This is a genomic window from Acinetobacter sp. CAU_H_29a_1, from assembly GCF_058599505.1.
Window position 1 is genome coordinate 2,895,739 of sequence record NZ_CM178655.1, and the last position, 26,831, is coordinate 2,922,569.

Below are 26,831 nucleotides of genomic sequence, written 5' to 3' on the forward strand. Positions count from 1 at the left end.
CTGTTAAAAAAGCCCTGTTTTTAGACCTTTTTTATCACTTTTTTCATCCCAGCTAGTAGCAATTCAAAATGCGCAGTGATAGCATATTTGCAGACCAGTTAGGCTGCTCCTGCATTGTTAGTCCCTAACAAAATTAGGAACAATAAAAGCACACAACAGACTAACGTCGGTTTTTTTTAATCTCATATTTTAGAGAGTGATGCCATGTTATTCAAAAAAATCGCTATTGCTGCTGCAGTTGCTACTACTTTAGCTTTCGTTGGCTGTGCTAAGAAAGAAGAAGCTCCTGCTGCTGAAGCTGCATCTGAAGTTGCTGCTGCATCTGAAGCTGTTGAAGCTGCATCTGAAGTTGCTGTAGATGCTGCTGCTGCTGCTTCTGAAGCTACTGTTGCTGCTTCTGAAGCTACTGCTGCTGCTTCTGAAGCTACTGTTGCTGCTGCTTCTGAAGCTAAAGCTCACTAATCTCTTAGAGATTAGTCAAAAAGAGAGCCTGTGGCTCTCTTTTTTTATGCTCAAATTTTATCAAAAAACGACATTCTATTATTTTGCAAAAATTGAATCAGCCAAACGATCACCCAAAATTTTAAGCAAAAAAAAGCAGATCAATCGATCTGCTCATTTCCCACACGCTGGCGGAATTTCTGCCCTGCGCGGAAGGTCACTACACGGCGTGCAGAAATCGGAATTTCTTCACCCGTTTTCGGGTTACGACCTGGACGTTGACGTTTATCACGCAACTCAAAGTTACCGAAACCAGAAAGTTTAACTTGCTCACCAGAGATTAGCGCTTGGCTAATCTCATCAAAGAACAACTCGACCATTTGCTTAGCTTCACGACGGTTTAAACTCGTGAGCTCACTTAAATGGTCAGCCATTTCCGCTTTTGTTAATGCTGTCATGAAGCCCTCAATGTCGCCTGATAAGTGTTTTCCAACACTTGTAAAATATGATCCATACCGGATTTAATTTCAGCATCTTCGAGCGTACGTGATGGATGTTGCCAAAGAAGTGCAAATGCCAATGAGCGCTTACCGTCTTCAACACCTTGCCCAGTGTACACATCGAATAACCAAGTCGAGTCTAAAAGCTCACCACCTGTTTTTTCGATAAGTTGCTGAATTTCACTTACATTTATCTTATCACTAATTAAAAGCGCAATATCACGTCTAACCGACGGAAAACGTGATAATTCTGTAAAATTAGATACATAAGTTTGCAAAACAGCCGATTGATCAAGTTCAGCCACCCAAGTTGTGCTCAAATCCAATGCATCTTCTAAAGATGGATGTAATCGACCAAAGTAACCAATAGATTGACCATCGACTAAAACCTCAGCAGACTGTCCTGGATGCAACCAGCTACGCTCAGAACGAACATAGTCTACTTGCACACGACCTGCTGCCAATACCTCCTCAATTTCACCTTTGAAATCAAAGAAATCCATAGCTTGAGGTTTAGCATGCCAAGTTTCTGAAGTTTTTGCACCTGTTGCAATCACTGCGAGGGTAGGAATTTGTTTCAAATCATGAATAGATTCAGCGTCTTGATAGTCAAAACGTAAGCCTAGTTCAAAGAAACGTACACGGCTTTGTTGGCGGTTTACGTTGTATTGCACACACGGAATCAAACTAGAGAGCAGTGTTGAACGCATCACCGCTAAATCGCTTGAAATCGGGTTAGCCAAAGCCAAAGGATTCACAGCCGCATTGAGTTGCTTCTCAAGCTTTAAGTCTGCAAAGCTAAAGCTAATTGCTTCTTGATAACCCAAAGTCACGAGAGTTTGACGAAGCTGAGCCATTTCAAATTGGTCTTGATATTGAGCCAATTTCGCTTCAATTTTTGGCAAACTGATTTGAATATTGTCATAACCATGAATACGCGCGACTTCTTCAATTAGGTCTTGGTAGATTGCCATATCATAACGGTGTGAAGGCGGCACCACAGACCACTGACCTTCTGCTTTAACCGTCACAGCACAACCTAAACGGGTTAATGCATCCGCAATAAATGCAGCATCTACGCGATAACCCAACAGTTGATCGACTTGTGTTTGTTCTAGCTCAATCGCTTCGCGCCTAGGCAAAACTTCAGCTTGTTCAGCAACAGTAATCGGACCAAATTCACCACCCGCCAAATCAGCAATCAATTGTGATGCACGATGCATTGCCAGCATTGGTAGTTCAAAATCCACGCCACGCTCATAACGCTGTGATGCATCGGTATGTAAGCCAAAGCTACGGGCACGACCTGCAATTGCTAATGGGGCAAAGAATGCAGACTCTAAGAAAATGTCTTGGGTTTCATCGGTAACAGATGAAGACAAGCCACCCATGATGCCTGCAATCGCTAATGCTTTTTCATCATCCGCAATCACCATGACTTTTTCATTGAGCTCAACTTCTTGTTCATTCAGTAGAACCAATTTCTCCGCCGTATTCGCTTGACGAACTTGGACTGAACCTTGAATTTTTGCTGCATCAAAAGCATGGAGCGGTTGACCCAACTCCATCAGTACATAGTTGGTAATATCAACCAAAATACTATGCTGACGAATCCCTGAGCGAACCAAAGCACGTTCCATCCATTCTGGGGTTGCGGCTTTGGTATTCACGTTTTTAATCACACGACCCAAATAGCGCGGGCAGCCTTCAGTGCTCACCACCACTTTTTTCTCATCGGCAATGGTCGCAGCAACGGCATTAATTTCAGGTGTAGTCACAGTCAGTTGGTTAATTACCCCAATTTCACGGGCAATACCACGAATACTGAAACAGTCACCACGGTTTGGCGTGATGCTGATATCAATGACATGATCATCTAAATTTAAATATTCACGAATATCCACACCGACAGGTGCATCAACGGGCAGCTCTAAAAGGCCATCAATTTTGTCTTCTAGATCAATTTCAGATGCACCACACAACATCCCTTGTGATTCAATGCCACGAAGTTTGCCTTTCTTGATTTTGAAATCGCCTGGAAGCACAGCACCAATGGTTGCCACTGGGACTTTCATACCAACCCGTACGTTTGGTGCACCACAAACAATTTGTAAAGGTTCCCCTGAACCAATATTCACTGTGGTCACACGTAAACGGTCTGCATCAGGATGTTGCTCTACCGTCAACACTTCACCAACAACCACGCCAGTGAACGGTTTTGCCGCAGGCGATAAATCATCGACCTCTAAACCCAACATGGTCAGTTGATCAGATAAAGTATTGCTATCAACGGCTGGATTAACCCATGTACGCAACCAATTTTCGCTAATTTTCATTTTGTTAAAAACCTATAAATCTAAATTTTTGAATCCCCCTCTAACTCCCTCTTTTGGAAAAGAAGGAGAACCCCGAGTCATCACAAATAACTCCTCTCCTTCAAGGAGAGGCTGGGAGAGGTATAAATCTGTTTAAGCAAATTGGCGTAAGAAACGCACATCGTTTTGGTAGAACATACGTAAGTCATTGATGCCATAACGAAGCATCGCAAAACGTTCCACACCTAGACCGAAAGCAAAGCCTTTGTATTTTTCAGGATCAATCCCTGCTGCCTGCAAGACATTTGGATGTACCATGCCACAACCAAGCACTTCTAACCATTTACCACGCTCATCCATAATATCCACCTCAGCACTTGGCTCTGTGAATGGGAAATAAGATGGACGGAAACGCACTTTTAAGTCTTTTTCAAAGAATTCGTTTAATAGATTAACCAACAAACCTTTCAGTTCTGCAAAGCTGGTATTTTCAGCGACATACAGACCTTCAATTTGATGAAACATTGGCGAATGCGTTTGGTCAGAGTCACAGCGGTATACACGACCTGGACATACAATACGAATCGGGGGTTGCTGGGTTTCCATGGTACGAATCTGCACACCAGAAGTATGGGTACGTAACAAATGTGTCGCATCGAAATAGAATGTATCGTGCATTGCACGCGCAGGGTGATGCCCTGGAATATTTAAAGCTTCAAAATTGTGGTAGTCATCTTCAACTTCTGGCCCAGTTTCAATCACAAAGCCCGCTTTGGTAAAGAACTGACAAATACGCTCTTGTACTTGAGTAACGGGGTGAATACTACCAATCGTTTGACCACGACCCGGTAAAGTAATATCCACCGTTTCACTTGCAAGTTTTTGCGCCAACGCCGCTTGTTGTAATTGTGTTTGGCGTTCAGTTAAAGCACCGGTAATCGCTTCGCGGACTGCATGAATTTGCGCACCAAAATTTTTACGCTCTTCAGGGTCCATTTTACCTAAAGCTTTTGATTGCTCAGCGAGCTGGCTTTTCTTACCCGTAAACTGCACTCGTACTTGATCGAGTGTAGCAAGGTCCTCTGCTGCTGCAATCGCAGCAAGCGCTTCAGTGGTCAGGGCTTCCAGTGACATAGTAACTCTCAAAGCAACAATTTATAAAATTAATAAAACCCCATATTCTATCAGTTTTTAAGCACGTTGATGAAGCTCTACGATCAGGAAAATTTGTTTAGTACATGGTTTTATAATCAGGTTAAGATAGGGCCATCACAGAAGAGAACAACAAACGATGTCGCTTGATCCTATTTGGCAACAACAACTTACTTTAGTGACTTATGGCAATGAATATTTACGCCACAACCTAAGTTTCCAACGTTGGTTAGAACATGCCATTTTTGACCGACATTGCTTTCAGTTCCGTGACCTAAATAGCCAACATTTACTGGCTCAGCATTTTCAGGTATGGCTTGAAGCCTTAAAAAAACAAGGGGTCAAACAGCTCAGTCTGCATAGCTCAACATTGCTAGCAGATGAAAAGAACCCCAACTCAAATATTGAACTCCTCGCTACACCACATATTATTGTGAGCCATCAAGCACAGCAAAAAACTGCTTGGATTTTTGGTAAAGAACTGGCTGAGTGGTACAGCGCTGAACATGATTTTATAGTTCCAAAGGCACAACAAAGCTCAATCCGTAGCGAAAATTTATGGCGTTTTGAACTGAATCACAAACTCAGCAAACGCATTGAAGCGGATTTACAAACGCCGAAATGGGATGAAATCGAGAACTTTACCGAACAAGAACTATTTAGTGCGCCATTTGCACAAGATTTAGTAGAGCCAGAGACGGCAAACTTACCTTACTATGGGCAACAAGATGCCACAGATGCAGTCCACCGTCTCGCTCTTTTACCAACAGATTACGCTGCTGATTATGCACACCAAACGCTGTATCGTTTAGATACACTATCAGCATTGATCCAGACTAAGATTCAACATCCTTATAATGCAGAAGGCCAAGTACTCACGCCAGATGAGCAATTGAACTTACGTCATTTTGAGCAAAAGATTGATGATTTAAGTACCAAGTTTATCGTAAAAGTGGCCAATCACTATCAAACCGCGCAGCTCACACCCAAAGACACAACTACACCACTGGATGCACGTAATCATCCAACACCTAAATTAAGTGCGATAGAGAGCAGGCCTCATGAAATACACCATAAATCGGGGAAAACTGGGGTGTTTGCTTTAATCGTGATTACGATTTTGATCTGCCTAGTTGGCTATTATTTTGGCTTATAAGTTATTACCGAGATATCTAAGCGCTCCTCTCAATGAGCGCTTTTTTATGGATTCAATTTCTTTAGGCAGTAATTAGAAGATTGAAGGGCCGAATCTTGATTTGTACCTTATGCTGATTGGCATGTTGATTAATATAATGATTAACCGAAACAACCTCCCCCTCTAGCTCCGCATCAGGTCCATACATAATTTTGACTGACTCACCTTTTCTGGGAATCATTTGTAATTCCACCGTGATACTTCCCTGTCCCATTCCAGTAATTTCTGCAAGCATATCCCGCTCCTTTTCTTTTTAATCTTTTTATTTATTAGGCATCGACCACCTTTGAGATTAAAGCAGATTTATGTAACTAAAGCTTAGAGGTTCATCTTAATCGCTGAGTATGCACTGCTATTCTCTGATTTAAACGCTAAGCTTTTCAACAGCCAACTGATCTAAAAAATGACTCACCTGCTTCGGTGTCTTTAAATGAATCCACTGTATATGTTGATATTCAGGCATCTGCATCATTTTTAGGTATTTCTGTCGGTTTTTAGCATGTGTTTTAATCATCCACCAAATAATCGAGTCCCGACCAAACATCCGCAGCAAACTTTCCCGATTATTCGAGTTTTCCCATAAATCCTGTTGTGCCCATGCCCGCTGAACCGCACGCTTCACAGAACGGTAAAGGTTGACTGGAAAAGGTAAGTCCAACCAAATGACAGTATCAATTTCCGCCCATTTCACAGGAATGGCGCGGGTATAGTTACCATCGATCACATAGCCCTGTGTCGCCTTCTGTACTTCTGCCTCAATCTTGGCAAAGAACACCTCATCGGGACATTCTTGCCAGTCATCAAGCCAAAATAGATTATCCAACTCGATATAATGCAAATCTAACTTTTCGGCCAAAGCTCTGGAAAATGTAGATTTGCCTGTAGCAGAAGTTCCTACAACATTGATTCTTTTCATAACCATCTACCAAGACTCGAAAAGAGTTAAAAAAACTATATCTAGAAGTTTCAATACTTAAAACATTATTAGCAATAAAATTACAATTAAAGTAATAGCCTAAAAACGTAAACACCGATATTCTCTGCACCGACAAAACAATAATTTTTAGTATTTATTCAATTAGTAAAATATAGTTATCGGAATTAAAAAGTGTACCTAAATAGAGCTTATCGCCAAATTGCATTTGTGAGTTATGGAAATGAATATTTAAATGGTGCGGTTGATACAGAGATCCTAGATAGGCATCCATTATTATTCAACCATTTTCCAATATTACGTGATACTAAATACGGTACGCTTTTATGCGGTTCTGCTTCACATCTCTTAAGTAGGTTACAAGAATCCGGAGCCATAAAACTGAGTTTACATGTTGCTCAAGACTTGCATATGGAACTCAATGACTCTTCGATTTTTTATTTTTCAACCGATGAAGAAAGTTTCTGTATTGTTGTGCATTATCCTCATAATGAATATAAAGTTTTAATCCATAGCGATGAAACACCAACATGGCAAAGTTTTGATGAACATGGAAACAAAGATTTTTATAATTATTCCAATTATTACCAAAATGTAGAGGCATACACGTTACACCACCCATCCCCTCAAGCAATTTCTACTATAGAACAAGACTTAAAGCCAATCAATTGGGATACTTTTTTTAAAGACACAGAAGCACGTCTTTATTTTAATGATATGGCAAAACAATATGGCAGTTATCCAATTCCATTAGATATCAATAATTGCTATGTCGGCGATTTATTCAATGATTCTATAAAAGAGCAGTATCCGATATTTCCATTCACTATCCGAAAAAATTACGCTTCGAATTTGATAGAAAATACAGCTTTATTAGAACAGCAATATTCCGCTGCATCACATTCAAAAAATGAATATTCCGATTATATTCAAATGAATAATAACGAAAGGGATACTTTTTCAGCAGCCTATAATCAACTGACCCTACTCCGCCCACTAATCTTTAAACACTGTGCAAATCAATATCAGTTTTCAGACATTAAAAATTGTAATTACTTGTCCAATATTCCAGAAACAACAAAAAATTCTTCTTTTTCTATTGAAAAAAATACCGTTCAAATTCGGACATCTAACGATGTAGTAGAAAACACCGCACACCTAAAAGACATAGAACATCAAGTAGAAACAAAGTGCGTAGCTGTAAGCTCTTTTAATTTATTCAAAATCATGAAATTTTTATGGCACATCATTTGGTGTTACTGTGCATTGTGGACTTTGGCTTTCTATTCCGTATCATGGGGAAATACTTTTATACTAACGATTGCATTTTTATATGCACTTTATAAAAGCATCATTCATTCAAACAATAAAAAAGACCGCTAAAAAGCGGTCTTTCTTTAAGTCTTAAAGACTTATGCAGCTAATGCATCTTTAGCTTTAGAAGCTAAAGCAGCAAATGCAACTGCGTCATGCATAGCGATGTCAGCAAGTACGCGACGGTCGATAATCACTTGAGCTTTTTTCAAGCCAGCGATCATACGGCTGTACGATAAACCATTTAGACGAGCACCAGCATTAATACGCGCAATCCATAGAGCACGGAATTGACGTTTTTTCTGACGACGGTCACGGTAAGCGTATTGACCCGCTTTGATTACTGCTTGGAACGCTACGCGATATACGCGTGAACGAGCGCCGTAGTAACCTTTAGCACGAGCAAGAATTTTTTTATGACGGCGATGAGCCTGTACACCACGTTTTACACGAGCCATTTATAATCTCCTTAGATGTATGGGCACATACGACGAACTGAAGCAACGTCACTCACGTGAACCATTACACAGCCGCGTAATTGACGAATACGCTTAGCAGATTTTTTGGTCAAAATGTGGCGTTTGAACGCTTGTTTACGCTTGAAACCGTTAGCAGTAGCTTTAAAACGCTTAGCTGCACCACGGCGAGTTTTCATCTTAGGCATAACAACCTCTTTTGAACACCTGTTCGGAACGTTTGCACCATTGCAAAACGACCTGCAGGTAAGGGAGCGAATATTCTAATCGAACTTTGTCTAAAACAAAAGCAAATAATCAACAATAAAAGCAAGCTTAGTTTATTTCCCGATAAGCTTTAAGCGATGAATTTATAACCGTGGTTTAGTCCAAGTCGTATAATGCCTCATCCATTCCATACTGTACCCTTATGAACGCTACACAGGATGCTTTTGCCGCACTTCGATACCGAGACTTCTCTATTGTTACGCTCAATCAATTTTGTCTGACGCTTGCCATTTTAATTCAGGAAATTATTGTGGCGTATTCTTTGTATAAAATTACCAAAGATCCTCTCACTTTAGGCTTGATTGGTCTGGCAGAAGCAATCCCCTTTATTGCGCTCTCCTTATGGGGTGGTTATTTTGCAGATCGCTTTAATAAGCAAACCATCATGAAAATCTGCTTATTCTTTGCCATTCCTCTGCCCTTGATTTTATGGGGGTTATTTCATGCTTATACCTTAAAGCAAATTGAACTCTCCACCCTGTCATGGGGTGTCTATGCCGTGATCTTTGGCCTAGGAACAATTCGGGGGTTCTATAATCCATCTGCAACATCACTCAAACCCTTTTTAATTCCACGAGACATTTATGCCAATGGCGCCACATGGACCACCATTGGTTGGCAAAGCGGGGTGATTATTGGGCCGATGCTCGGTGGATTTATGCTGGCATTTTTAGGCCGTGAAACCAGTTTAATTAGTGTAGCGGTACTGCTCAGCCTATGCTTCTTACTCGTCAATCTTTTAAGCAAACGCACTTTTCCTAAAATTGAAACGAAACGTGTACTACAAAGTTTAGGTGTAGGTCTTCGCTTTATTGCTAAAACTAAAATCGTCCTCTGGGCCATCTCACTCGACTTAGTTTCAGTGCTGTTCGGCGGTGTGATCGCTTTACTCCCGATCTTTGCTGAAGATATTTTGAAAATTGGGCCTGAAGGATTGGGCTATTTACGGGCAGCACCATCGATTGGTGCACTCATCACCATGATTGCGCTGACGCGTTTTCCGCCCACCCGACATGCATGGCGCAATATGCTGCTTGCTGTTGCAGGTTTTGGCCTATTCACCTTATTGTTCGCTTACTCAAACTACCTCTGGTTGTCTTTGTTTGCTCTTGCTATGACGGGTGCATGTGACAGTATTTCAGTGGTAATTCGTCAGACCATTTTACAAATTTATCCTCCTGAGAATATGCGAGGCCGTGTTGCAGCGGTAAATGGCATGTTTGTGTCGAGTAGTAATGAACTGGGAGCATTTGAGTCAGGTCTTGCAGCAAAATATTTAGGCCCTGTGATTGCAACGGTTTTTGGCGGCAGCATGACGCTCTTGGTGGTCGCACTCAGTTGGGCTAAAACCAAAGACTTATTTGGTGTAGACATCACCCAAGCCGAGCAAAAATAGTTTTAATTTAACAATATAACTTGCGAGTCTTTCTAATTCAGGAAATACTCGCAACAATTATTTAAGTCATGCGCACTGGATGCGTTATAAAAGAAATCGATCATATGAAACCACTCTTCTTGCTCGCATTATCTACACTGCCCTTTCATCTCAGTCATGCAGCTCAGCCACCATTAGAACTCACCATTCAAAAAAGTTCAGCTCAATCGGCGCATTTGACCACGCGTATTCAATGGGTAGATTTTCCCAAACCCCAATATAAAAATAGTGATTTAAACCAACAAAACCGTGCAGCGATTATTCGTGTGTATGCAGATGAAACAGGTGATGTGACCAAAGCGACAGTCCAAGAAACGACTGGAATCAAAGCTTTAGATGAAAAGCTGGTAAATGCCGTGCTTCAAGCCAAAGTAAAACCGTTTATAGAAGACGACACCGCTTTAGCTGTCATTGGTTATCAAGTTTTTAATTTAAACTTAACTCCAGATGATGTCGAAGCATGTAACTATAGCTTTGACTCAAAGAACTGGCGTGCGCAACAACAGCAGCAAAAAGTGCCTTTTCAATATCAGGCTCAACCTACGCTTGCGCTAGATTCAACGCAGTTGAATGGTCATGACCGTCAAATTAAATTTAGCTTTAAAGCCGATAAACACGGCAACATCAAGAAGCCTAAAATTATCAAAGGTTCAGGTATTTACGCGCTTGATCAACAAGTTTTACAAGCCGTTGCAAATAGCAGAGTCAGTGTTAAACGCACAGCAAGCACACTGTGGATCTATAAGAAATCTAAATTTAAAGATGCGATTGAATTCGATCTGAATGCTTGTCGTTAAAAATTTAGCGTGACACGAGTTCTCACTCACTCGTGTCATCTCTCTATATAAACTTTAAACCCATTCAGCACATATAAGCATGTGGCCAGTCGCTCTCAGTACTTGAAAATAATTAGAACTGACTAAACATCCAATATACAAAAAGATAGCGTCCGATTTTCGCAATACTCACCATCACGACAAAACGAACAAAGTTTTCTTTGAGTAATCCTGCAATGAGGGTAATCGGATCACCAATAACGGGCACCCAACTGAGCAATAAAGACCAAAAACCATATTTTTGATAAATGCCCTGCGCCTGCAACATCTTTTGCTCTGAGACGGGAAACCATTTGTTATTTTTGTATTGCTCAACTTTCAAGCCGAGCCACCAATTCACACAGCTACCTAAAATATTGCCTAGGCTGGCAACAGCAACCAACAACCACACTGAATACTGCGTCTGAGCCAACAATCCCACCAAGACTGCTTCTGACTGTAAGGGTAGCAGTGTCGCCGCCCCAAAGGCAGAAAGGAAAAGTAGTCCTAAGGCCCACATCATTTTATGATTTTAAACCCAGCTTTTTCTTGGTTGAGCTATAAGCAAAACTTGACCAGATCAATGCCAGAATCAACAAAAACCAACGTGACCATGAATACTTATCAGCAATCGGTTCAATTGCAGCGCGGAGTACCACCTGATCTTTGGTATTCAGCAGTTCAATGATTTTTTGAATGTGTACCGCTTCAGCTACAAATAGCACCAAACATCCTGCAATCCCCACAATAATACTGAGATAGATTTTAGGATTCGCTTCAATAATGCGGGTTAAATTGAGGAAAAACTCTTTTTTCATTACGCTGATGTCCAAACAACCTTTCAACAAAAAAGCCACCCATCGGTGGCTTTAAAGAGTGGCTTATACCTTGAAGGCGCTAAGCTTAACACAGTTCAAGTCAGCGCTTCTGTAACTAATTCACTTGAAGCGCCAACGCACGCTGAACCGCGGGGCGCGCTTGAATACGCTCCATATAAGCCTTCACATTTGGATAGTCATTTATGTCAATTTGCTGCCACTCATAACGCAGAATCCATGGGAAAATTGCCATATCCGCTATCGAATACTCTCCAGCCACATAGTTTTGACCAAAAAGTTGCTTATCTAGTACACCATACAAGCGCTTGGTTTCATTGACATAGCGTTCAGTTGCATATGCAATACGTTCGGGAGCAAATTTACTAAAGTGATGGTTCTGTCCAAGCATTGGACCAAAACCACCCATTTGCCACATCAACCACTGCTCAACTTCAACACGAGACTGTTCATCGCTTGGATAAAACTGTCCTGTTTTACGCCCTAAATACTGCAAAATCGCTCCTGACTCAAACACAGAAATGGCTTCACCTTTAGGACCATCTTGATCCACAATCGCAGGGATTTTATTGTTGGGTGAAATGCGTAGAAAGTCGGGTTGAAACTGATCATTTTCTAAAATATTGATGGGAAAGACTTGATACTCCAAACCCATCTCTTCTAATGCGATGCTAATTTTATGTCCGTTGGGTGTTCCCCAATAGTACAAATCGATCATGTGGTTATCCTGTTACTTTTCTCGTTTTAGTTCATATTGTCGAGGTTTGATACTGTTTATAACATGATTCCAGCCTAGAAACATTAGGTTAAACTGAAATTGAAATCTTAAAATATGCATGACTAGCTTCATATAAATAGAATAATTATCAACCAAAGAGAATTTTTTAAAAAACCTTATTTTTTAATCTTGAAATTTTATAGAGCATCCAAATATTAAAAGTACAGCAAACATCCACACCAATTATTGCTGTGACAACCATGCTAATCGAGTCGCATAGGTTGCTTATTTATATCACTTTTCCTAATAGTGGAGGTTTTATCAATGAGTAATTTAAGCTTAATGCCATTATTCCGTCGTAGTATCGGTTTTGACCGTTTAAACGATTTGTTTGATCATGCAATGCTCAGTGAAGCACCACATTATCCTGCGTACAATATTGAAAAAGTCGGTGATGATCACTACCGCATTGTCGTAGCTGCGACTGGTTTTAACCAAGATGAGCTCGCGATCGATTTAGAGAATCAGGTACTTAATATTTCAGGTCAACATGCTGATCAGACCAAAGACAATCATGCTGAGTTCTTGCATAAAGGCATCACACAGCGCTCATTTAAATTATCTTTACGTTTAGATGAACACATTGAAGTACAAGAGGCCAATTATGAAAATGGTTTACTCACCATCCAGCTACGACGGATTGTTCCAGAAGAAAAAGCGCCATGCCGAATTCCAATCGGACAAAAGAAATTAACAACTGAAAACACTTCTGCATAGTCAATCTGTCTTGTCCTGAAATAGATTGACAGTATTCCACTTCAAACCGAGTTAAGCAATTAGCTCGGTTTTAGTTTGCTCATACATCTGATTCGGGGTGTTCATATTTAAACTTAAATGTGGTCTATAGCAATTATAAATCATGATAGATTCCGTAATTAAGTGATCTAACTCCTTCATGGTTTGACATCGTGTAGTTAAAAACTCCTGCTTTAATATTCCATTAATCCGCTCTGCTAATGCATTTTGATATGAGAAACACTGTTTCGCAAGGTATCCATCTGTCATGGAAGGACATATCCCATAATGGCGCAATGCCGATTGATATAGCTCAGAGCAATACTGAGAGCCTCTGTCTGAATGATGAATCATCCTAGTCGCTCTCGATCCGTCACATGCTGCATCGCCATATGTAGAGCCTGCATAACATTCTCCGCACGCATATCATTCGATAACTTATAACCTTTAATCTGACGGGTATAAGCATCTGTCACCAATGATAAATAATGTACGCCTTCAGCACTCTCAACATAAGTAATATCACTAACAAAGACTTCGTTGGCTTGCACTGCTGAATAATCCTTTAATAAATTTGGATGCTTCTTCATCCAATGCTTGCTATCCGTAGTTTTTGTATAGCGACGCTTGGGGCGAATCAATAAATTATGCTCTTTCAATATTTTAAATAACTGATCCCGTCCACACTTTAAACCACGCTGCAACAATTTGCCTTTAATAAGCCAATACAACTTACGTGTTCCGATACTTGGCATGAGACAACGATATTCCATAACCAACTCAAGTATTTGTTCAGTTGCTTGTGCAGTCATTTGAGCACGTTTTTCTGCTTGATAATAAGCTTGTCGGGTGATTCCCAACCACTGACAATAACGTGAAACGCTTAGTCCTCTTTGGCTTTGCCAATCTTTGAAACGTGCTCGGTATACTTTTTTCCAAGATCAGTCCCACATTCTTTATCAATGTGATAAATCACATCCTGAATAAATTCAGTTTTAAGCTTTTCTGCGGCTAACTGCTTTTCTAATTGGCGGATTCGTTGTTGGGGTGTTAATTGGCGTTTAGAAGAAGGCGGCATATTCGAAGTCCAGTCCTGTTGTCCGTGCTTGCGTAACCATACCAGCACAGTTGATCTTCCTTGAATACCATATTTTGCCTGAGCTTGTTTATAAGTAATTTGCCCTTTTTCTACTTCATGTACAACCATCATTTTAAAGGCAAAGCTATAATCACCTTGTGTACGTTTAACTCTTTGTTCTCGTTCATGTTCCATAAAATAAGCCTCTTAAAGGTGTAAACTTATTTCAGGACGGGACAATCAACAAAATAAAAAAAGCACTGCATAGGCAGTGCTTTTTTTAAAATCAATGGATCATTACTTTTTCTTTTTAGGACCAAGCAACATACCCATTTGACGACCTTCCATTTTCGGTGCTTGTTCAACTACGCCCAAGTCAGCCACATCTGCTTCAACTTTTTGAAGTTGAGCCAAACCAAGCTGTTGGTGCGCCATTTCACGACCACGGAAACGAAGAGTAATTTTTACTTTGTTGCCTTCTTCAAGGAACTTAGTGATTGCACGTAGTTTTACGTTGTAATCACCAACATCAGTACCCGGGCGGAGTTTGATTTCTTTCACCTGTACTTGATGCTGTTTTTTCTTCGCTTCTTTCTGCTTTTGCTTTAGATCAAACAAATGCTTGTTGAAGTCCATGATTTTACAAACAGGCGGTTCAGCGTTTGCTACGATCTCAACAAGATCAAGCTCAACACTTTCAGCAGCGCGTAATGCTTCTGCCAAGCTAACAATACCTTTTTGCTCACCATTTTCGTCTACAAGACGGACTTCTTTCGCACGAATTTCATCATTCAAAGCAGGACGGTTTGATTTGTTACCGCCCTGTTGATTACGGTCAGGCTGTTTAATCGCTGTTACTCCACAATGTACCGGCCGCGTTCGGCAACGGCTGCTTTTACTAGGTCAACGAAAGCGTCGATTGACATAGTACCCAAATTTGTTCCAGAGCGGGTACGCACGTTCACTGTACCTTCCTCTACCTCACGGTCCCCAAGTACCAGTAAGTAAGGAATACGCTCTAATGTACGTTCACGAATCTTAAAGCCGATTTTCTCATTTCTCAAGTCTGAAATCGCACGGAGACCGTTTTCTTTAAGTTTAGCGACGACTGACTCACATGCTTCCGCTTGTGAATCGGTAATGTTCATCACACATGCTTGAATTGGTGTTAACCAAGGTGGCATAAAGCCCGCATAGTGTTCGATTAGTATACCAATAAAACGTTCAAAACTGCCAAGTATTGCACGGTGCAACATTACAGGTTGATCACGATCATTGTCTTCAGTGACATATGACGCATCTAAACGTTCTGGCAAATTGAAGTCACATTGGATTGTACCACATTGCCATACACGGCCTAAGCAGTCTTTCAGTGAGAATTCAATTTTCGGACCATAGAATGCGCCTTCACCTGGTTGAAGTTCCCACTCCAAACCAGCAGCATCTAAAGCATCTGCTAAAGATTTTTCAGCCATATCCCAAAGTGCATCATCACCCACACGTTTTTCTGGACGTGTAGACAACTTCATTTGCACGTCTTCGAAACCGAAGTCTTTATACACATCTAAAGTCAGTTGAATGAAGTCAGCCACTTCTTGACCAATTTGCTCTTTGGTACAGAAAATGTGTGCATCATCTTGCGTAAAACCACGAACACGCATAATGCCGTGCAGTGAACCCGATGGTTCGTTACGGTGACAAGAACCGAACTCAGCCAAACGAATTGGCAAATCACGGTATGATTTTAAACCTTGGTTGAACACTTGTACGTGACAAGGACAGTTCATCGGTTTAATTGCATAGTTACGACTTTCTGAATGCGTCGTGAACATACCATCCGCATAGTTTGCAGCATGGCCTGATTTTTCCCAAAGCGTGAAATCAACCACTTGCGGGGTACGAATTTCGAGGTAACCATTATCTTGTTGTACTTTGCGCATGTATTGTTCAAGTACTTGATAAATGGTCCAACCGTTTGGATGCCAGAACACCATACCTGGTGCTTCTTCCTGCATATGGAACAGGTCTAAAGCTTTACCAATTTTACGGTGGTCACGCTTTTCAGCTTCTTCAATACGTTTGATATAAGCTGCAAGCTGTTTTTTGTCTGCCCACGCTGTACCATAAATACGTTGTAACTGTTCATTCTTCGCATCCCCGCGCCAATAAGCGCCTGACATTTTAGTCAGTTTGAATGCTTTTAAAAATTTAGTATTTGGCACGTGTGGACCACGGCACATATCCAAATAATCTTGATGGTAGTACAAGCCCATTTCTGTTTCTTCAGGCATGTCTGCAATCAAGCGTAATTTATAATCTTCACCACGCGCTGTGAATTCTGCAATCACCTCATCACGTGGTGTCATTTTTTTGATGACATCATAGTCTTGATCGATGAGCTTTTTCATGCGCTCTTCAATGGCTAGCATGTCTTCTGGCGTAAATGGCTTTGCGCTAAAAATATCGTAATAGAAGCCATCTTCAATGACAGGACCAATCACCATTTTCGCTTCAGGGAACAATTGCTTAACCGCATGTCCCACCAAGTGAGCGCAAGAGTGACGAATGATTTCGACACCTTCTTCGTCTTTAGGCGTAATAATTTGAAGGCTGGCATCCGTGGTAATCAAGTCAGATGCATCAACTAAACGACCATCGACTTTTCCTGCAACTGTATTTTTCGCAAGACCCGGACCGATGCTCAGTGCAACGTCCATCACAGATACAGCTTGATCAAATTGTTTTTGATCGCCATTTGGCAAAGTGATAATTGGCATAAAAAATCCTTAAGGAGTGATGCCCCGTACCATGGAGCATATCACCGCGAGATTATGATCGAGGTAAAACCTCAAAAGATAAAAACGGTGGATAAATAAAATCAGTCGAATTTTACACGTGTTATCCACAGGATTAAACCTTTTCCCCTATAAAATTCACGTTTCAGCGCATTTTGAATTTATTTGCCAGTCCCACAGCATCACTAAAATGAGGGAATTGATGTGCCGCAATCCTTATCGCTACATTTTATAATGACTCTATCGGTCACTTTTTATTGAACAATACAGCAACACAAGCATACACATTTTGCTTAAAAAGCAGGCTAAAATCTAACTAAAAGGGTTTATATCGCACAGAATCCATAGATTCAGTTTAGATAAACTAAACAAAAAAAATTCAATAAATTCATCTAAAAAGAGCAACTCGACTAAAGCATAAATGCAAGATGGCTGAAAAATGCATATCTTTTAATCAATGGAAAAATAATACTGAATTTGGAGTGATCAACATGGTGAGTGCTTATGATGAGTTACCAAGAACCCCCGCAAACTTTGTGGCTTTGTCACCGCTGCGTTATTTAGAACGAGCTGCTTATATTTACCCTCATCAAGATGCCATCATTCATGGGCACCGCCATATTTCATGGCGTGAAACTTACCTTCGCTGCTGCCAATTTGCCTCACAATTACAAAAACTGGGAATCACAAAAAACGATACTGTCTCTGTTTTGCTGCCCAATGTCCCTGCAATGATCGAAGCACATTTTGCAGTCCCAATGGCAGGTGCTGTCCTCAACACATTGAACACGCGCTTAGATGCCAAAACCATCGCATTTATGCTTGATCATGCAGAAACCAAAGTCTTATTGGTGGATCCAGAGTTTGCATCGGTTGCACAAGAAGCCTTGGCTTTGGTCGGACGCGATATTTTCGTGATTGATGTAGATGATGCTGAGTACGAAAACTGTTTTGCAGCCCCGATTGGGCAAATCGAGTATGAAGACTGGTTAACCGAAGGCGATGACAACTTTGAATGGCATTTACCTCAAGATGAATGGGATGCCATTAGCCTTAACTACACCTCTGGCACCACAGGCAACCCAAAAGGCGTGGTTTATCACCACCGTGGCGCTTATATCAATGCAGCCAGTAACATCATTGCTTGTGGCATGACACCTCGTGCGACCTACTTGTGGACCCTACCACTGTTTCACTGTAACGGCTGGTGCTTTGCATGGACCATGGCAGCCAATGGCGGCACCAACATCTGTTTACGTAAAATTGACCCTGAACTCATTTTCAAACTCATCGCTGAGCACAAAGTCGATTATTTCTGCGGTGCACCAATTGTATTATCGATGCTGATCAATACTCCAGAAGAGCAACGGGTTCACTTTGAACACCGCGTCGAAGTAATGGTGGCAGGTGCTGCGCCTCCCGCTGCAATCATTGAAGGCATGCGTCATATTGGCATCAATGTCACCCATGTCTATGGCCTCACTGAAACCTATGGCCCTTCTGCGCTTTGTGCCTCTCAAGCAGGTTGGTCTGACTTATCGATTCAAGAACAAGCACAACTGCACTCACGCCAAGGTGTTCCGTACCCACTGCAAGACGGTATGAAAGTGCTGGATCCAGATACCATGCAACCTGTCCCGCATGATGGTCAGACCATGGGTGAAATTATGTTCCGTGGTAACATTGTGATGAAAGGTTATCTCAAAAACTCTGAAGCCACCACAGAAGCCTTTGCTGGTGGTTGGTTCCATACTGGCGATCTTGCAGTCTGCCAACCCGATGGCTATGCCAAAATTACTGACCGATCTAAAGATGTGATCATTTCTGGAGGCGAGAATATTTCATCATTAGAAGTTGAAGAAATTCTCTATCAACATCCTGCTATTTTAACGGCTGCGGTGGTCGCAAAACCCGATCCTCGCTGGCAAGAAGTGCCCTGTGCATTTATTGAACTCAAAGCAGGTAAAGAAACCACACCTGAGGAAATCATTGAATTCTGTAAGCAACATCTGGCACGTTTTAAAGTCCCGAAAGATGTAGTGATTACAGAAATTCCAAAAACGTCGACAGGCAAGTTACAAAAATTTGTTCTACGCGATTGGGCCAAAGAGCGTGCAACGGGCGAGTTTAGCTAAACATTCAGCAGTCTATACAAGCAAATATTCTCAAATAAAAAAGCGACCTTGAAGGTCGCTTTTTTATGTCTAAATGACTTAATTATCTGAAATTAAAGCCACTTGCTGAATGTAGTTAAACAACTTCAAACGCGAAGCTTTAAGTTGTTCTTCATCAGCCTGCTGTTTCATATCACGGTGAATACGCAATACATGCTGACGAATGGTATGACGTTCCGCTGCATTATAAGTTTTGGAAAACTCATTAATGACCACATCACCATCTTTGATCATACGATCAACCCAACGCTGCAATTGAGCGGTTTTTTTCGCGCCTTGTTGCGGTGTCAAATAAGACAAAATCACCGTTTCATCTTCATTACGCAACAACTTACCAATACGTAAAAATTGGCGACGACGAGCTTCATTTGATGTAATCAGTTTCACATCCAAAAGGGCTTCAATCAAACGCTCTTCAACAGGTAAGTTTTGAATTTGTTTAGTGTTCAACTCTGCAAGTTGAGAACCCAAAGATGCCATACGTTGTACGGCTTTTTTCTGTTCAGTTTTACTTGCACGTCCTTCTAAAGATTCAAAGTCTTCTTCAGTAAAACTATGCGGTCGACGTGCCACGATTAATCTGCCTCGTAAAATTTTGCTGCAAATAGTGCCTGAATCTCAGATAAAGCTTGTTCTTCATCTGCGCCTTCAAGCACCAAGCGTAAAGTGGTGCCCTTTCCTGCGCCTAGCATCAGGAGGGACATAATATTTTTGGCATCCACCAATTTGTCTCCTTTTCCAATTTGGATTGAAGAACGGAATTTGGTGGTCACTTCAATGAGCTTGCCAGATGCACGCGCATGTAACCCTAGTTTATTAATTACGTCAACAGTTGTGTCAATCATGCCCAGTGCTTCATTTCTCGATGGAGGACCTGAATAGACCATTTTGCCTCAAGGGCTTTTTTTAGTCTATCCACAATATATACAGAGCGATGCTGCCCACCCGTACAACCAATTGACACGGTCATATAGTGACGATGCCCTTCAGCAAAAGCTGGTAACCATTTATCTAAAAACTTATAAATATCTTGGAACATTTCGTGGGTTTGCTCACTTTGTTCCAAAAATTTTTGCACAGGGGCATCCAGTCCAGAATACTTCCGCAGTTCTAAATCCCAATGGGGATTAGGTAAATGTCGAACATCAAACACATAGTCAGCATCCAACGGAATACCGTGTTTAAAGCCAAAAGACTGCAAAATCAAAATCAGGTTATCCGACTGCCCCAACTTTGACAGCAAGGTATGCTTTAAATCGTGCACACTTTTATCGGTGGTATCAATATGCACAGTTGAGCGCAAATTAATCGGCAATAACAGGGTCTTTTCTTCTTGAATACACTGGTTCAAACTTTGAAAGCGTGTCGCCAACGGATGCGGACGACGTGAAGCACTAAAGCGCGCAATCAGTTCTTGGTCACGCGTGGTCAAATAAATAATATCGACCGTACCATGCCTTTGCAATTGTTCAAACACCAAGTCGAACTCTTGCAAATCTGCACGTGTACTGCGTACATCCACACCAAGCGCCAACTGCTCAAGGTTATTTTCCCGATCCAGTTTAGCCACAATCTCTGGGAGTAAGGCCAAAGGCAAATTATCAATACAGTAATAACCGAGGTCTTCCAACACTTGTAATGCAGAGGATTTACCCGAACCAGACTGTCCTGTAACAATTAAAATGCGCTTCATCTTAATCCTTTGAGAGGTGAGCTTGACTAAATAGATTTCACTTTTAAGTTATCAATTAAACGAGTTGCCCCGAGTTTTGCCGCAACAAAAAGCACCACATCTTGGTCAAACGCATCCATTTTTTGCAATGCAGGTGTGCGTGCTTCCACATAATCCACAACAAAACCAGCCTGTGTCAATGTCGCCTTTATATTTGCTAACACATCAGCTAAAGCGGTACCAGTTTGTAGCGACTGTTCTGCAGCTTTTAAACTTTGATAAATGGTCGGTGCCTTTTGACGGTTTTCTTCGCTTAAATAACCATTACGTGAACTTAAAGCCAAACCATCTTCTGCACGTGCAATTGCCACACCCATCACTTCAAGCGGCATATTCAAATCACGAACAAACTGACGAATCACAGCCAACTGTTGATAGTCTTTTTCACCAAAGAAAGCAAAATTAGGTTGCACAATATTGAACAGTTTCGTCACCACAACGGCGACACCATCAAAATGACCTGGGCGTTGTAGACCACACAAATCATTGGTTATATCTGAAACAGTAATATTGGTCAAACGTGGACTGTTGCCATACATTTGCTCAACCGATGGTGCAAACACGATGTCACAACCAACCTCGGCCAACAAGCGCTGATCTTGTTCCAAGGTGCGAGGGTAACTGTCAAAATCTTCATTGGGCCCAAATTGAATAGGATTCACAAAAATACTAACTACAACCACATCACAGAGTTTTTTCGCTTCGCGCACAAGGTTCAAGTGCCCCTGATGCAAGTTCCCCATGGTCGGGACGAAACCAATACTTTTTCGAGCCGTTCGTGCAGGGTTCAATGATGCTGATAGGCCTTGGATCGTGGTTTCAGTTTTCATGTTTTACAGCTCGACTTGGAATGTTTGTTCTTTCGCAGGGAATGAGCTATCTAGCACTGCTGCATGGTATGCCTTGAACGCATCCAAAATCGCCGTTTCCCCTGCTTGTTCTTTCATAAAGTTACGCACAAATTTTGCAACACGACCAAAAGTCAGTCCAAGCATGTCTTGTACCACCAAGACTTGACCATCGGTATCCACACCTGCGCCAATGCCAATGACAGGTACATGTGGGAACAACTCACTAATTTCTTTACCGAGCTGCGCAGGCACACACTCTAATAACAACACCGCAGCGCCCGCATCAACCACCGCTTGGCAGTCCGCAATCAGTTGGTCTGCCGCTTCACGTGTACGTGCTTGTAATTTATAGCCACCAAACACATGTACAGACTGTGGAGTTAAACCTAAGTGTACACATACAGGAATACCGTTGCGTGTCAAAATCTGAACCGTTTCAGCCAGCCATGCACCACCTTCGACTTTAACCATTTGCGCGCCCGCTTGCATCACCACTTTTGAGCTTTGCAAAGCATCATTTAAGGTGGCATAGCTCATAAACGGTAAGTCAGTCATGATCAAGGCATGCTGATTACCACGGCGTACAGCTGCGGTATGGTAGGCCATATCTTCAACTGTAACCGGCAAAGTGGAATCACGACCTTGAATGGCCATACCTAGTGAATCGCCAATTAAAATGGTATCAATTTCAGCAAGTTCCATTGCCTTTGCCATACTTGCATCATAACAAGTCAGGCAGGAAAATTTGCGACCTTCTGCTTTAAATTTTCTTAAGTCATTTAAACTAATCATCAAACTATTCCTTTCAACATCTTTAGCTCGGCTAAATTAAATCTCTGCCCAATTGCCTGCATCCAGTACGCTCAACGTGGGTTGTTGTACAACAGGCAACTGTTTCAACGCAATACCATCAATGTGTAAATTGGGGTCTAAATCCAGCAATGGAATCAACACAAAATCACGCTCCATCACACCGACATGTGGCACAGTTAAGCGTTCATGCTGAATTTTCTCTTCTGCATAGATCAGTAAATCTAAATCTAAAGTACGTTCACCCCAATGGCGTAAACGTACACGTCCCGACTCTTGTTCAAAACGTTGCAGCTCATCCAGCAAAGCCAACGGTGCCAAGTTTGTGCTGAGTTGCACCACGGCATTTAAATAATTGGGTTGGTCTTGCGGCCCCATCGGTGGGCTTTGATACAGCTTGGAGATCTTCACATCGCCAAGACTAGCCAACTTGTGCACCGCTTCAGTCAAAATCACTTTAGAGTCGCCTAAGTTACTACCTAGACCAATGTACGTGACGATGCTCATTGTGTCGGCCCAAAAATCACGCTGCTTAAATCACGCTGAACACGTTTACGTTTTAAAATTGGGTGGTCTACACCAATCTCGGTTGAGCTGTGACCTGTTCCCTTACCAGTCGGGGTACGGGCTTCAGCGTGTTGCTTCGGTTTACGTGCACGGCGACTGCGTGATTCTTGCTCTTGCACCAAAGGCTCAATTTCATGACTTACCGTTTTGGCAATCGCCGCTTCTTCAGCACTTGCTTTACCACTGCGACGTGATTTTGCACGTTGGCGGTTATATTGGCTGATGGCACGTTCTTTTTCATCGGTGCTCATCAACTGATAGGCGTCCCACCACTGTCCCATGCCGAGCGTACCCTCATCACCGGATTTTTCGCGAAGCAACAAGAAGTCAAAGCCTGCACGGAAACGTGCATGGCTAGATAAGGCTTGAATTTGCTGTGCTTTCGGGTTGAGTAAACGCGTTTGCATTTCCCACACTTCACGAATAAAGGTTTCGGCAAAGCGCGGAATAATAGTCCGCGTGGCTTGGCGTTTTAATACATCAAGTCCCGCTTGTGCACGCGCTTCAGCCGCAACCACACCTTTACTGCTATAAAACTCACAACGCTCTAAGAACGGCTGCCATAACAACACCGCATAGAAAAATGCAGGGTTAATGGTTTTGCCCACTTGAATACGCTGATCGGTATTTTTAGCAGCACGTTCAATAAATGGGGTGATATTCGGTTGGATATCTGCAAATAACTGCTTCCAAATGCCGAAATCGATCAACATTGGCAGCACACGATTTAAATGCCCCATCGTGAACAGCTTCTGAGATTCATCATATAAACGGTGCGGCGATACATCACGCAGCAACTGTGTCATTTCCAAGGTGAAAACGTCGAGAATTTGCTGATCGATTGAGAAGCCTAATTTTGCGGCAAAACGTAAAGTCCGAAGCATTCGCACAGGATCTTCTTCAAAACGCGTTTGTGCATCGCCTAGTAGACGTAAGGTTTTATTTTTAATGTCATCCACAGCATGACAGAAATCTAAGACAACGCCCTTGCGTGGCTGATAGTACATTGCATTAATTGAAAAGTCGCGGCGGGCAAAGTCTTGCTCAATTGTGCCCCAATTGTTATCACGCAAAATCATGCCTTGCGCAGAGGTGACTTCTTTCTTCGGCGGTGCACGGAAAGTTGCAACTTCAACCAACTCACGACCTGAATAGACATGAGCCAGCTCAAAACGGCGCCCGATAATACGGCAACGTCGTCCGAAAACTTCTTTTACCTGTGACGGTGTTGCATTGGTCACTGCATCAAAATCTTTGGGATTTAGGCCAAGCATCATGTCGCGGACACCGCCACCGACGATATACGCTTCATAGCCTGCCTTAGTTAATGCATCGATCACATCTAAAATGTAAGAAGGTAATTGAGCGGTTGATAAACCACATTTTGACGCGCGCAAAGTTTGCAAAAGCCGCTGTCTCCTACGCCTAAACGTAAAATTCTAAGATGACGCTAATCATATATCTAACACAATCAAAGGGCAATTTGATTATCGAAAGCAAAGCAGGATTCTGATCAATTCACCAATAAATGACACCGCTTTTTTCACAAGCCCAAACGGGTTTTATTTTTTGCAAAAATTGCCGGTCCAATCCCGCGCACCTGTTGTAGCTCATCTATGGTCTTAAATGGCCCTTGTTTCTGGCGATAGGCCACGATTGCCTGTGCCTTTTTTAGACCCACACCCTGAAGCTGCTGTAACTGATCGACACTGGCTTGATTTAAACTAATTTTATTTGCGCTCGACACAGGTTGGGCCTGAACAGGAGACACAGCACGTTTCACGCTCTTTGGCGCTTGAATACGATCATCCCAGGCCTGCTGCTCTGCTTTCCAGTTCAGATAGTTCTGATCAAACGACTGTGCATAACTGGTCGGCACCCAAGCCAGTAAACTCAGTAATAACAACGCAATGATCAACAAACTTACTTTTATTTTTATCAATTCAAGCCACCATTTTTATTATTTCAGTTGTAATTTGGCTTGCTCCCACAGTTGATCCATTTCTTCTAAGGACATCTGCTCAATCTTTTTTTGTTGTTGCAAAGCTTGATCTTCAATGAAAGCAAAACGAGTGCGAAATTTATGAATCGTACTCAAAAGCGACATTTCGCTTGAGACGCCCAGTTTACGTCCAACATTGATCATTGAAAATAAACAATCGCCAAATTCATCTGCTATTTCATCGGAATTTTGCTGTTGAACCGCATGTTTCAATTCAGCTAACTCTTCTTCAAGCTTGGCATATGCACCGGCCACATCAGGAAAGTCAAAACCGATCTGTGCTGCATTTTTTTGAATCTGTTCCGCTTGTTGTAAGGTTGGGCCATGCTTGATACTGTCTAATCGTGACTGTGCCTTACCCTGCTTTTCCTGTTGTTTAATTTGCTTCCAAAGCTCGCCTACATCTTCGGCAGACAAAGCTGAAAACTGCTGTGCTTGAAAGACATGGGGATGACGACGAATCAGTTTTTCTGTGATGGCATGAACCACATCTTGAAAATTAAAAGCCCCTTGCTCGGCATACATCTGTGACTGGAACACCACCTGTAACAGTAAATCCCCCAACTCATCGCGCACCTCATCAACTTTACCTGAACGCACGGCTGCTTCAACTTCATAAGCCTCCTCAATGGCATAGCGGGTTAAACTTTCTGGGGTTTGCTGTTGATCCCATGGACACTTTTCACGTAATTCACGCATCACGTTAAGCAATTGTTCCATGTTTATCTCTCTTCAAAAATCAAATTGATAAAAATTACATTATGACGGCATTCATTTGTTATGCTCAATCCAATCACAACAATAACATCAAGAAAAAGAGCAACAAGGAGCAGTTTCAATGCGCAGTATTTTGATTAGCGGTGCAGCCCAAGGTATTGGTGCAGCCATCGCCCGCTTATTTTATGCACATCACTACAAAGTCGGGATTTATGACATCAATAGCGCTCAAGCCGAACAGCTGGCAGCTAGCCTCGGCCCAAATGCCAAAGCAGGACAGCTCGATGTTTCCAACTATCAAGATTGGCAAACTGCTTTAGCCGAGTTTGTCGCATGGGCGGGCGAGCTCAATGTTTTGGTCAATAATGCAGGAATTCTATTCTCAGGGCCTTTTGAACACACAGAGATCAGCGCACATCACAAAACCATCTCGATCAATGTTAATGGTGTACTGAATGGCTGCCATGCTGCATTGCCCTATCTCAAACAAGCGAATTTTGCCCGCATCATCAACCTTTCATCGGCTTCAGCCATCTATGGTCAAGCTGATTTGGTCTCGTACTCTGCCAGTAAGTTTGCAGTACGCGGTATCACCGAAGGCTTAGATACCGAATGGCAGAAATATGGCATTCGCGTATTAGATGTCATGCCGCTATTTGTACAAACTGCCATGGTGCAGGATATGCAAGCGAAGAGTATTCAAAACATGGGGATACACTTAACTGCAGAAGATGTAGCGCACCACGTTTTTCAACGTGCTGTTGCAAAAGATACGGCACTCACTGCAACGCATCAAGCCGTGGGCGCCAAAGCCAAGCTTTTATTTCAACTGAGTATAATCAGTCCCCAATTTCTCAATCGCCTGACCAATTTATATCTTTCTAAATAAAAAAAAGCCTGCAATTGCAGGCT

29 protein-coding genes and 1 pseudogene are annotated in these 26,831 nt (G+C 42.0%); 8 read left to right on the forward strand and 22 right to left on the reverse strand.

Annotation, left to right across the window (positions count from 1 at the left end; all coding sequences use genetic code 11):
* Nucleotides 1-204 precede the first annotated feature (204 nt).
* Nucleotides 205-462, forward strand: a complete 258-nt coding sequence (locus AC4MDD_RS14615; RefSeq protein WP_005400740.1) for a hypothetical protein — start codon at nt 205-207, stop codon at nt 460-462.
* Nucleotides 463-602: 140 nt separating this feature from the next.
* Here the strand turns inward: AC4MDD_RS14615 and AC4MDD_RS14620 are convergent, their stop codons facing one another.
* From AC4MDD_RS14620 to pheS, 3 genes are all read right to left on the reverse strand, one after another.
* A complete protein-coding gene (locus AC4MDD_RS14620; protein ID WP_004649746.1) occupies nt 603-899 on the reverse strand; it encodes an integration host factor subunit alpha in 297 nt (98 codons plus the stop codon).
* Nucleotides 896-3,277, reverse strand: coding sequence for a phenylalanine--tRNA ligase subunit beta (gene pheT / locus AC4MDD_RS14625; protein WP_278345493.1), 2,382 nt, complete (start codon nt 3,275-3,277; stop codon nt 896-898). The genes AC4MDD_RS14620 and pheT overlap by 4 nt, the downstream gene beginning before the upstream one ends.
* 132 nt (nt 3,278-3,409) lie before the next feature.
* On the reverse strand, nt 3,410-4,390 hold the full coding sequence (pheS, locus tag AC4MDD_RS14630) for a phenylalanine--tRNA ligase subunit alpha (protein ID WP_004979194.1): 981 nt from the start codon (nt 4,388-4,390) through the stop codon (nt 3,410-3,412).
* Between the two features lie 157 nt (nt 4,391-4,547).
* On the opposite strand from pheS, the gene AC4MDD_RS14635 reads away from it, so the two are divergent.
* Nucleotides 4,548-5,564 (forward strand): hypothetical protein, encoded by a 1,017-nt coding sequence (locus AC4MDD_RS14635; RefSeq protein WP_279044201.1) that lies wholly within the window; start codon nt 4,548-4,550, stop codon nt 5,562-5,564.
* A gap of 61 nt (nt 5,565-5,625) precedes the next feature.
* Here the strand turns inward: AC4MDD_RS14635 and AC4MDD_RS14640 are convergent, their stop codons facing one another.
* Nucleotides 5,626-5,838 (reverse strand): KOW domain-containing RNA-binding protein, encoded by a 213-nt coding sequence (locus AC4MDD_RS14640; RefSeq protein WP_004692273.1) that lies wholly within the window; start codon nt 5,836-5,838, stop codon nt 5,626-5,628.
* A 129-nt stretch (nt 5,839-5,967) separates the two neighbouring features.
* The gene (locus AC4MDD_RS14645; protein WP_035326386.1) at nt 5,968-6,519 is read right to left on the reverse strand and encodes a P-loop NTPase family protein; all 552 of its coding nucleotides are present in this window, start codon (nt 6,517-6,519) and stop codon (nt 5,968-5,970) included.
* A gap of 192 nt (nt 6,520-6,711) precedes the next feature.
* Here AC4MDD_RS14645 and AC4MDD_RS14650 point away from each other — a divergent pair, with 192 nt between their 5' ends.
* Nucleotides 6,712-7,920 (forward strand): hypothetical protein, encoded by a 1,209-nt coding sequence (locus AC4MDD_RS14650; protein WP_279044200.1) that lies wholly within the window; start codon nt 6,712-6,714, stop codon nt 7,918-7,920.
* A gap of 29 nt (nt 7,921-7,949) precedes the next feature.
* Here AC4MDD_RS14650 and rplT read toward each other — a convergent pair whose 3' ends face one another.
* On the reverse strand, nt 7,950-8,309 hold the full coding sequence (gene rplT, locus AC4MDD_RS14655; RefSeq protein ID WP_004692276.1) for a 50S ribosomal protein L20: 360 nt from the start codon (nt 8,307-8,309) through the stop codon (nt 7,950-7,952).
* Nucleotides 8,310-8,320: 11 nt separating this feature from the next.
* Nucleotides 8,321-8,515 (reverse strand): 50S ribosomal protein L35, encoded by a 195-nt coding sequence (rpmI, locus tag AC4MDD_RS14660; protein ID WP_004278281.1) that lies wholly within the window; start codon nt 8,513-8,515, stop codon nt 8,321-8,323.
* 221 nt (nt 8,516-8,736) lie between these two features.
* Between rpmI and AC4MDD_RS14665 the strand changes: the two genes are divergently transcribed.
* Together AC4MDD_RS14665 and AC4MDD_RS14670 are read left to right on the forward strand one after the other, a co-directional pair.
* A complete protein-coding gene (locus AC4MDD_RS14665) occupies nt 8,737-9,990 on the forward strand; it encodes an MFS transporter (protein WP_004979186.1) in 1,254 nt (417 codons plus the stop codon).
* Nucleotides 9,991-10,094: 104 nt separating this feature from the next.
* Entirely contained in the window at nt 10,095-10,826 is a 732-nt protein-coding gene (locus AC4MDD_RS14670) for an energy transducer TonB (RefSeq protein WP_004979184.1), read from the forward strand.
* A 112-nt stretch (nt 10,827-10,938) separates the two neighbouring features.
* Here the strand turns inward: AC4MDD_RS14670 and AC4MDD_RS14675 are convergent, their stop codons facing one another.
* The 3 genes from AC4MDD_RS14675 to AC4MDD_RS14685 all read right to left on the reverse strand — a co-directional run bounded on the left by AC4MDD_RS14675 (nt 10,939) and on the right by AC4MDD_RS14685 (nt 12,398).
* Nucleotides 10,939-11,367, reverse strand: a complete 429-nt coding sequence (locus AC4MDD_RS14675; protein ID WP_004979182.1) for a YqaA family protein — start codon at nt 11,365-11,367, stop codon at nt 10,939-10,941.
* Nucleotide 11,368: 1 nt separating this feature from the next.
* Nucleotides 11,369-11,662, reverse strand: coding sequence for a hypothetical protein (locus AC4MDD_RS14680; RefSeq protein WP_004979180.1), 294 nt, complete (start codon nt 11,660-11,662; stop codon nt 11,369-11,371).
* Between the two features lie 115 nt (nt 11,663-11,777).
* Nucleotides 11,778-12,398, reverse strand: a complete 621-nt coding sequence (locus AC4MDD_RS14685) for a glutathione S-transferase family protein (RefSeq protein ID WP_004692287.1) — start codon at nt 12,396-12,398, stop codon at nt 11,778-11,780.
* 324 nt (nt 12,399-12,722) lie between these two features.
* On the opposite strand from AC4MDD_RS14685, the gene AC4MDD_RS14690 reads away from it, so the two are divergent.
* On the forward strand, nt 12,723-13,175 hold the full coding sequence (locus AC4MDD_RS14690; protein ID WP_004692288.1) for an Hsp20 family protein: 453 nt from the start codon (nt 12,723-12,725) through the stop codon (nt 13,173-13,175).
* Between the two features lie 51 nt (nt 13,176-13,226).
* Here the strand turns inward: AC4MDD_RS14690 and AC4MDD_RS14695 are convergent.
* The 3 genes and pseudogenes from AC4MDD_RS14695 to thrS form a co-directional block, all read right to left on the reverse strand.
* Nucleotides 13,227-14,466: pseudogene (locus AC4MDD_RS14695) on the reverse strand (IS3 family transposase).
* A gap of 102 nt (nt 14,467-14,568) precedes the next feature.
* Nucleotides 14,569-15,120 carry a translation initiation factor IF-3 gene (gene infC, locus AC4MDD_RS14700; RefSeq protein WP_078425166.1) on the reverse strand — a complete coding sequence of 184 codons (552 nt, stop codon included), beginning with the start codon at nt 15,118-15,120 and terminating at the stop codon, nt 14,569-14,571.
* A 5-nt stretch (nt 15,121-15,125) separates the two neighbouring features.
* On the reverse strand, nt 15,126-17,048 hold the full coding sequence (gene thrS / locus AC4MDD_RS14705; protein WP_005400751.1) for a threonine--tRNA ligase: 1,923 nt from the start codon (nt 17,046-17,048) through the stop codon (nt 15,126-15,128).
* Between the two features lie 509 nt (nt 17,049-17,557).
* Between thrS and AC4MDD_RS14710 the strand changes: the two genes are divergently transcribed.
* A complete protein-coding gene (locus tag AC4MDD_RS14710) occupies nt 17,558-19,201 on the forward strand; it encodes an acyl-CoA synthetase (RefSeq protein ID WP_279698456.1) in 1,644 nt (547 codons plus the stop codon).
* 78 nt (nt 19,202-19,279) lie between these two features.
* On the opposite strand, the gene yjgA is transcribed toward AC4MDD_RS14710, so the two are convergent.
* The 9 genes from yjgA to mazG all read right to left on the reverse strand — a co-directional run bounded on the left by yjgA (nt 19,280) and on the right by mazG (nt 25,922).
* The gene (gene yjgA, locus AC4MDD_RS14715) at nt 19,280-19,813 is read right to left on the reverse strand and encodes a ribosome biogenesis factor YjgA (RefSeq protein WP_005400753.1); all 534 of its coding nucleotides are present in this window, start codon (nt 19,811-19,813) and stop codon (nt 19,280-19,282) included.
* Nucleotides 19,814-19,815: 2 nt separating this feature from the next.
* Nucleotides 19,816-20,085 carry an HPr family phosphocarrier protein gene (locus tag AC4MDD_RS14720; RefSeq protein WP_010325935.1) on the reverse strand — a complete coding sequence of 90 codons (270 nt, stop codon included), beginning with the start codon at nt 20,083-20,085 and terminating at the stop codon, nt 19,816-19,818.
* Nucleotides 20,082-20,933 (reverse strand): RNase adapter RapZ, encoded by an 852-nt coding sequence (gene rapZ, locus AC4MDD_RS14725; RefSeq protein ID WP_004692298.1) that lies wholly within the window; start codon nt 20,931-20,933, stop codon nt 20,082-20,084. Before rapZ ends, AC4MDD_RS14720 begins: the two co-directional genes overlap by 4 nt.
* A 26-nt stretch (nt 20,934-20,959) precedes the next feature.
* Entirely contained in the window at nt 20,960-21,802 is an 843-nt protein-coding gene (gene panC / locus AC4MDD_RS14730) for a pantoate--beta-alanine ligase (RefSeq protein ID WP_279044034.1), read from the reverse strand.
* 3 nt (nt 21,803-21,805) lie between these two features.
* Nucleotides 21,806-22,615 carry a 3-methyl-2-oxobutanoate hydroxymethyltransferase gene (panB, locus tag AC4MDD_RS14735; protein ID WP_317111309.1) on the reverse strand — a complete coding sequence of 270 codons (810 nt, stop codon included), beginning with the start codon at nt 22,613-22,615 and terminating at the stop codon, nt 21,806-21,808.
* A 36-nt stretch (nt 22,616-22,651) separates the two neighbouring features.
* The gene (folK, locus tag AC4MDD_RS14740; protein ID WP_004692303.1) at nt 22,652-23,140 is read right to left on the reverse strand and encodes a 2-amino-4-hydroxy-6-hydroxymethyldihydropteridine diphosphokinase; all 489 of its coding nucleotides are present in this window, start codon (nt 23,138-23,140) and stop codon (nt 22,652-22,654) included.
* Nucleotides 23,137-24,606, reverse strand: coding sequence for a polynucleotide adenylyltransferase PcnB (gene pcnB, locus AC4MDD_RS14745; protein ID WP_184117703.1), 1,470 nt, complete (start codon nt 24,604-24,606; stop codon nt 23,137-23,139). The genes folK and pcnB overlap by 4 nt, the downstream gene beginning before the upstream one ends.
* A gap of 137 nt (nt 24,607-24,743) precedes the next feature.
* Nucleotides 24,744-25,142, reverse strand: a complete 399-nt coding sequence (locus tag AC4MDD_RS14750; RefSeq protein ID WP_491881934.1) for a ComEA family DNA-binding protein — start codon at nt 25,140-25,142, stop codon at nt 24,744-24,746.
* Between the two features lie 18 nt (nt 25,143-25,160).
* Complete coding sequence (gene mazG, locus AC4MDD_RS14755) at nt 25,161-25,922, reverse strand: nucleoside triphosphate pyrophosphohydrolase (RefSeq protein WP_491881935.1); 762 nt, start codon at nt 25,920-25,922, stop codon at nt 25,161-25,163.
* A 118-nt stretch (nt 25,923-26,040) separates the two neighbouring features.
* Between mazG and AC4MDD_RS14760 the strand changes: the two genes are divergently transcribed.
* Nucleotides 26,041-26,808: an SDR family oxidoreductase gene (locus tag AC4MDD_RS14760; RefSeq protein WP_491881936.1), complete on the forward strand. Its 768-nt coding sequence runs from the start codon at nt 26,041-26,043 to the stop codon at nt 26,806-26,808.
* The last annotated feature ends 23 nt before the right edge of the window (nt 26,809-26,831 follow it).

Excerpts from the sequence above, each read along its gene's own strand:
- AC4MDD_RS14615 (WP_005400740.1), top strand. The coding sequence starts at position 205 with ATGTTATTCAAAAAAATCGCTATTGCTGCTGCAGTTGCTACTACTTTA.
- AC4MDD_RS14620 (WP_004649746.1), bottom strand. The coding sequence starts at position 899 with ATGACAGCATTAACAAAAGCGGAAATGGCTGACCATTTAAGTGAGCTC.
- pheT (WP_278345493.1), bottom strand. The coding sequence starts at position 3,277 with ATGAAAATTAGCGAAAATTGGTTGCGTACATGGGTTAATCCAGCCGTT.
- pheS (WP_004979194.1), bottom strand. The coding sequence starts at position 4,390 with ATGTCACTGGAAGCCCTGACCACTGAAGCGCTTGCTGCGATTGCAGCA.
- AC4MDD_RS14635 (WP_279044201.1), top strand. The coding sequence starts at position 4,548 with ATGTCGCTTGATCCTATTTGGCAACAACAACTTACTTTAGTGACTTAT.
- AC4MDD_RS14640 (WP_004692273.1), bottom strand. The coding sequence starts at position 5,838 with ATGCTTGCAGAAATTACTGGAATGGGACAGGGAAGTATCACGGTGGAA.
- AC4MDD_RS14645 (WP_035326386.1), bottom strand. The coding sequence starts at position 6,519 with ATGAAAAGAATCAATGTTGTAGGAACTTCTGCTACAGGCAAATCTACA.
- rplT (WP_004692276.1), bottom strand. The coding sequence starts at position 8,309 with ATGGCTCGTGTAAAACGTGGTGTACAGGCTCATCGCCGTCATAAAAAA.
- rpmI (WP_004278281.1), bottom strand. The coding sequence starts at position 8,515 with ATGCCTAAGATGAAAACTCGCCGTGGTGCAGCTAAGCGTTTTAAAGCT.
- AC4MDD_RS14665 (WP_004979186.1), top strand. The coding sequence starts at position 8,737 with ATGAACGCTACACAGGATGCTTTTGCCGCACTTCGATACCGAGACTTC.
- AC4MDD_RS14670 (WP_004979184.1), top strand. The coding sequence starts at position 10,095 with ATGAAACCACTCTTCTTGCTCGCATTATCTACACTGCCCTTTCATCTC.
- AC4MDD_RS14675 (WP_004979182.1), bottom strand. The coding sequence starts at position 11,367 with ATGATGTGGGCCTTAGGACTACTTTTCCTTTCTGCCTTTGGGGCGGCG.
- AC4MDD_RS14680 (WP_004979180.1), bottom strand. The coding sequence starts at position 11,662 with ATGAAAAAAGAGTTTTTCCTCAATTTAACCCGCATTATTGAAGCGAAT.
- AC4MDD_RS14685 (WP_004692287.1), bottom strand. The coding sequence starts at position 12,398 with ATGATCGATTTGTACTATTGGGGAACACCCAACGGACATAAAATTAGC.
- AC4MDD_RS14690 (WP_004692288.1), top strand. The coding sequence starts at position 12,723 with ATGAGTAATTTAAGCTTAATGCCATTATTCCGTCGTAGTATCGGTTTT.
- thrS (WP_005400751.1), bottom strand. The coding sequence starts at position 17,048 with ATGCCAATTATCACTTTGCCAAATGGCGATCAAAAACAATTTGATCAA.
- AC4MDD_RS14710 (WP_279698456.1), top strand. The coding sequence starts at position 17,558 with ATGGTGAGTGCTTATGATGAGTTACCAAGAACCCCCGCAAACTTTGTG.
- AC4MDD_RS14720 (WP_010325935.1), bottom strand. The coding sequence starts at position 20,085 with ATGATTGACACAACTGTTGACGTAATTAATAAACTAGGGTTACATGCG.
- rapZ (WP_004692298.1), bottom strand. The coding sequence starts at position 20,933 with ATGAAGCGCATTTTAATTGTTACAGGACAGTCTGGTTCGGGTAAATCC.
- panC (WP_279044034.1), bottom strand. The coding sequence starts at position 21,802 with ATGAAAACTGAAACCACGATCCAAGGCCTATCAGCATCATTGAACCCT.
- panB (WP_317111309.1), bottom strand. The coding sequence starts at position 22,615 with ATGATTAGTTTAAATGACTTAAGAAAATTTAAAGCAGAAGGTCGCAAA.
- folK (WP_004692303.1), bottom strand. The coding sequence starts at position 23,140 with ATGAGCATCGTCACGTACATTGGTCTAGGTAGTAACTTAGGCGACTCT.
- mazG (WP_491881935.1), bottom strand. The coding sequence starts at position 25,922 with ATGGAACAATTGCTTAACGTGATGCGTGAATTACGTGAAAAGTGTCCA.
- AC4MDD_RS14760 (WP_491881936.1), top strand. The coding sequence starts at position 26,041 with ATGCGCAGTATTTTGATTAGCGGTGCAGCCCAAGGTATTGGTGCAGCC.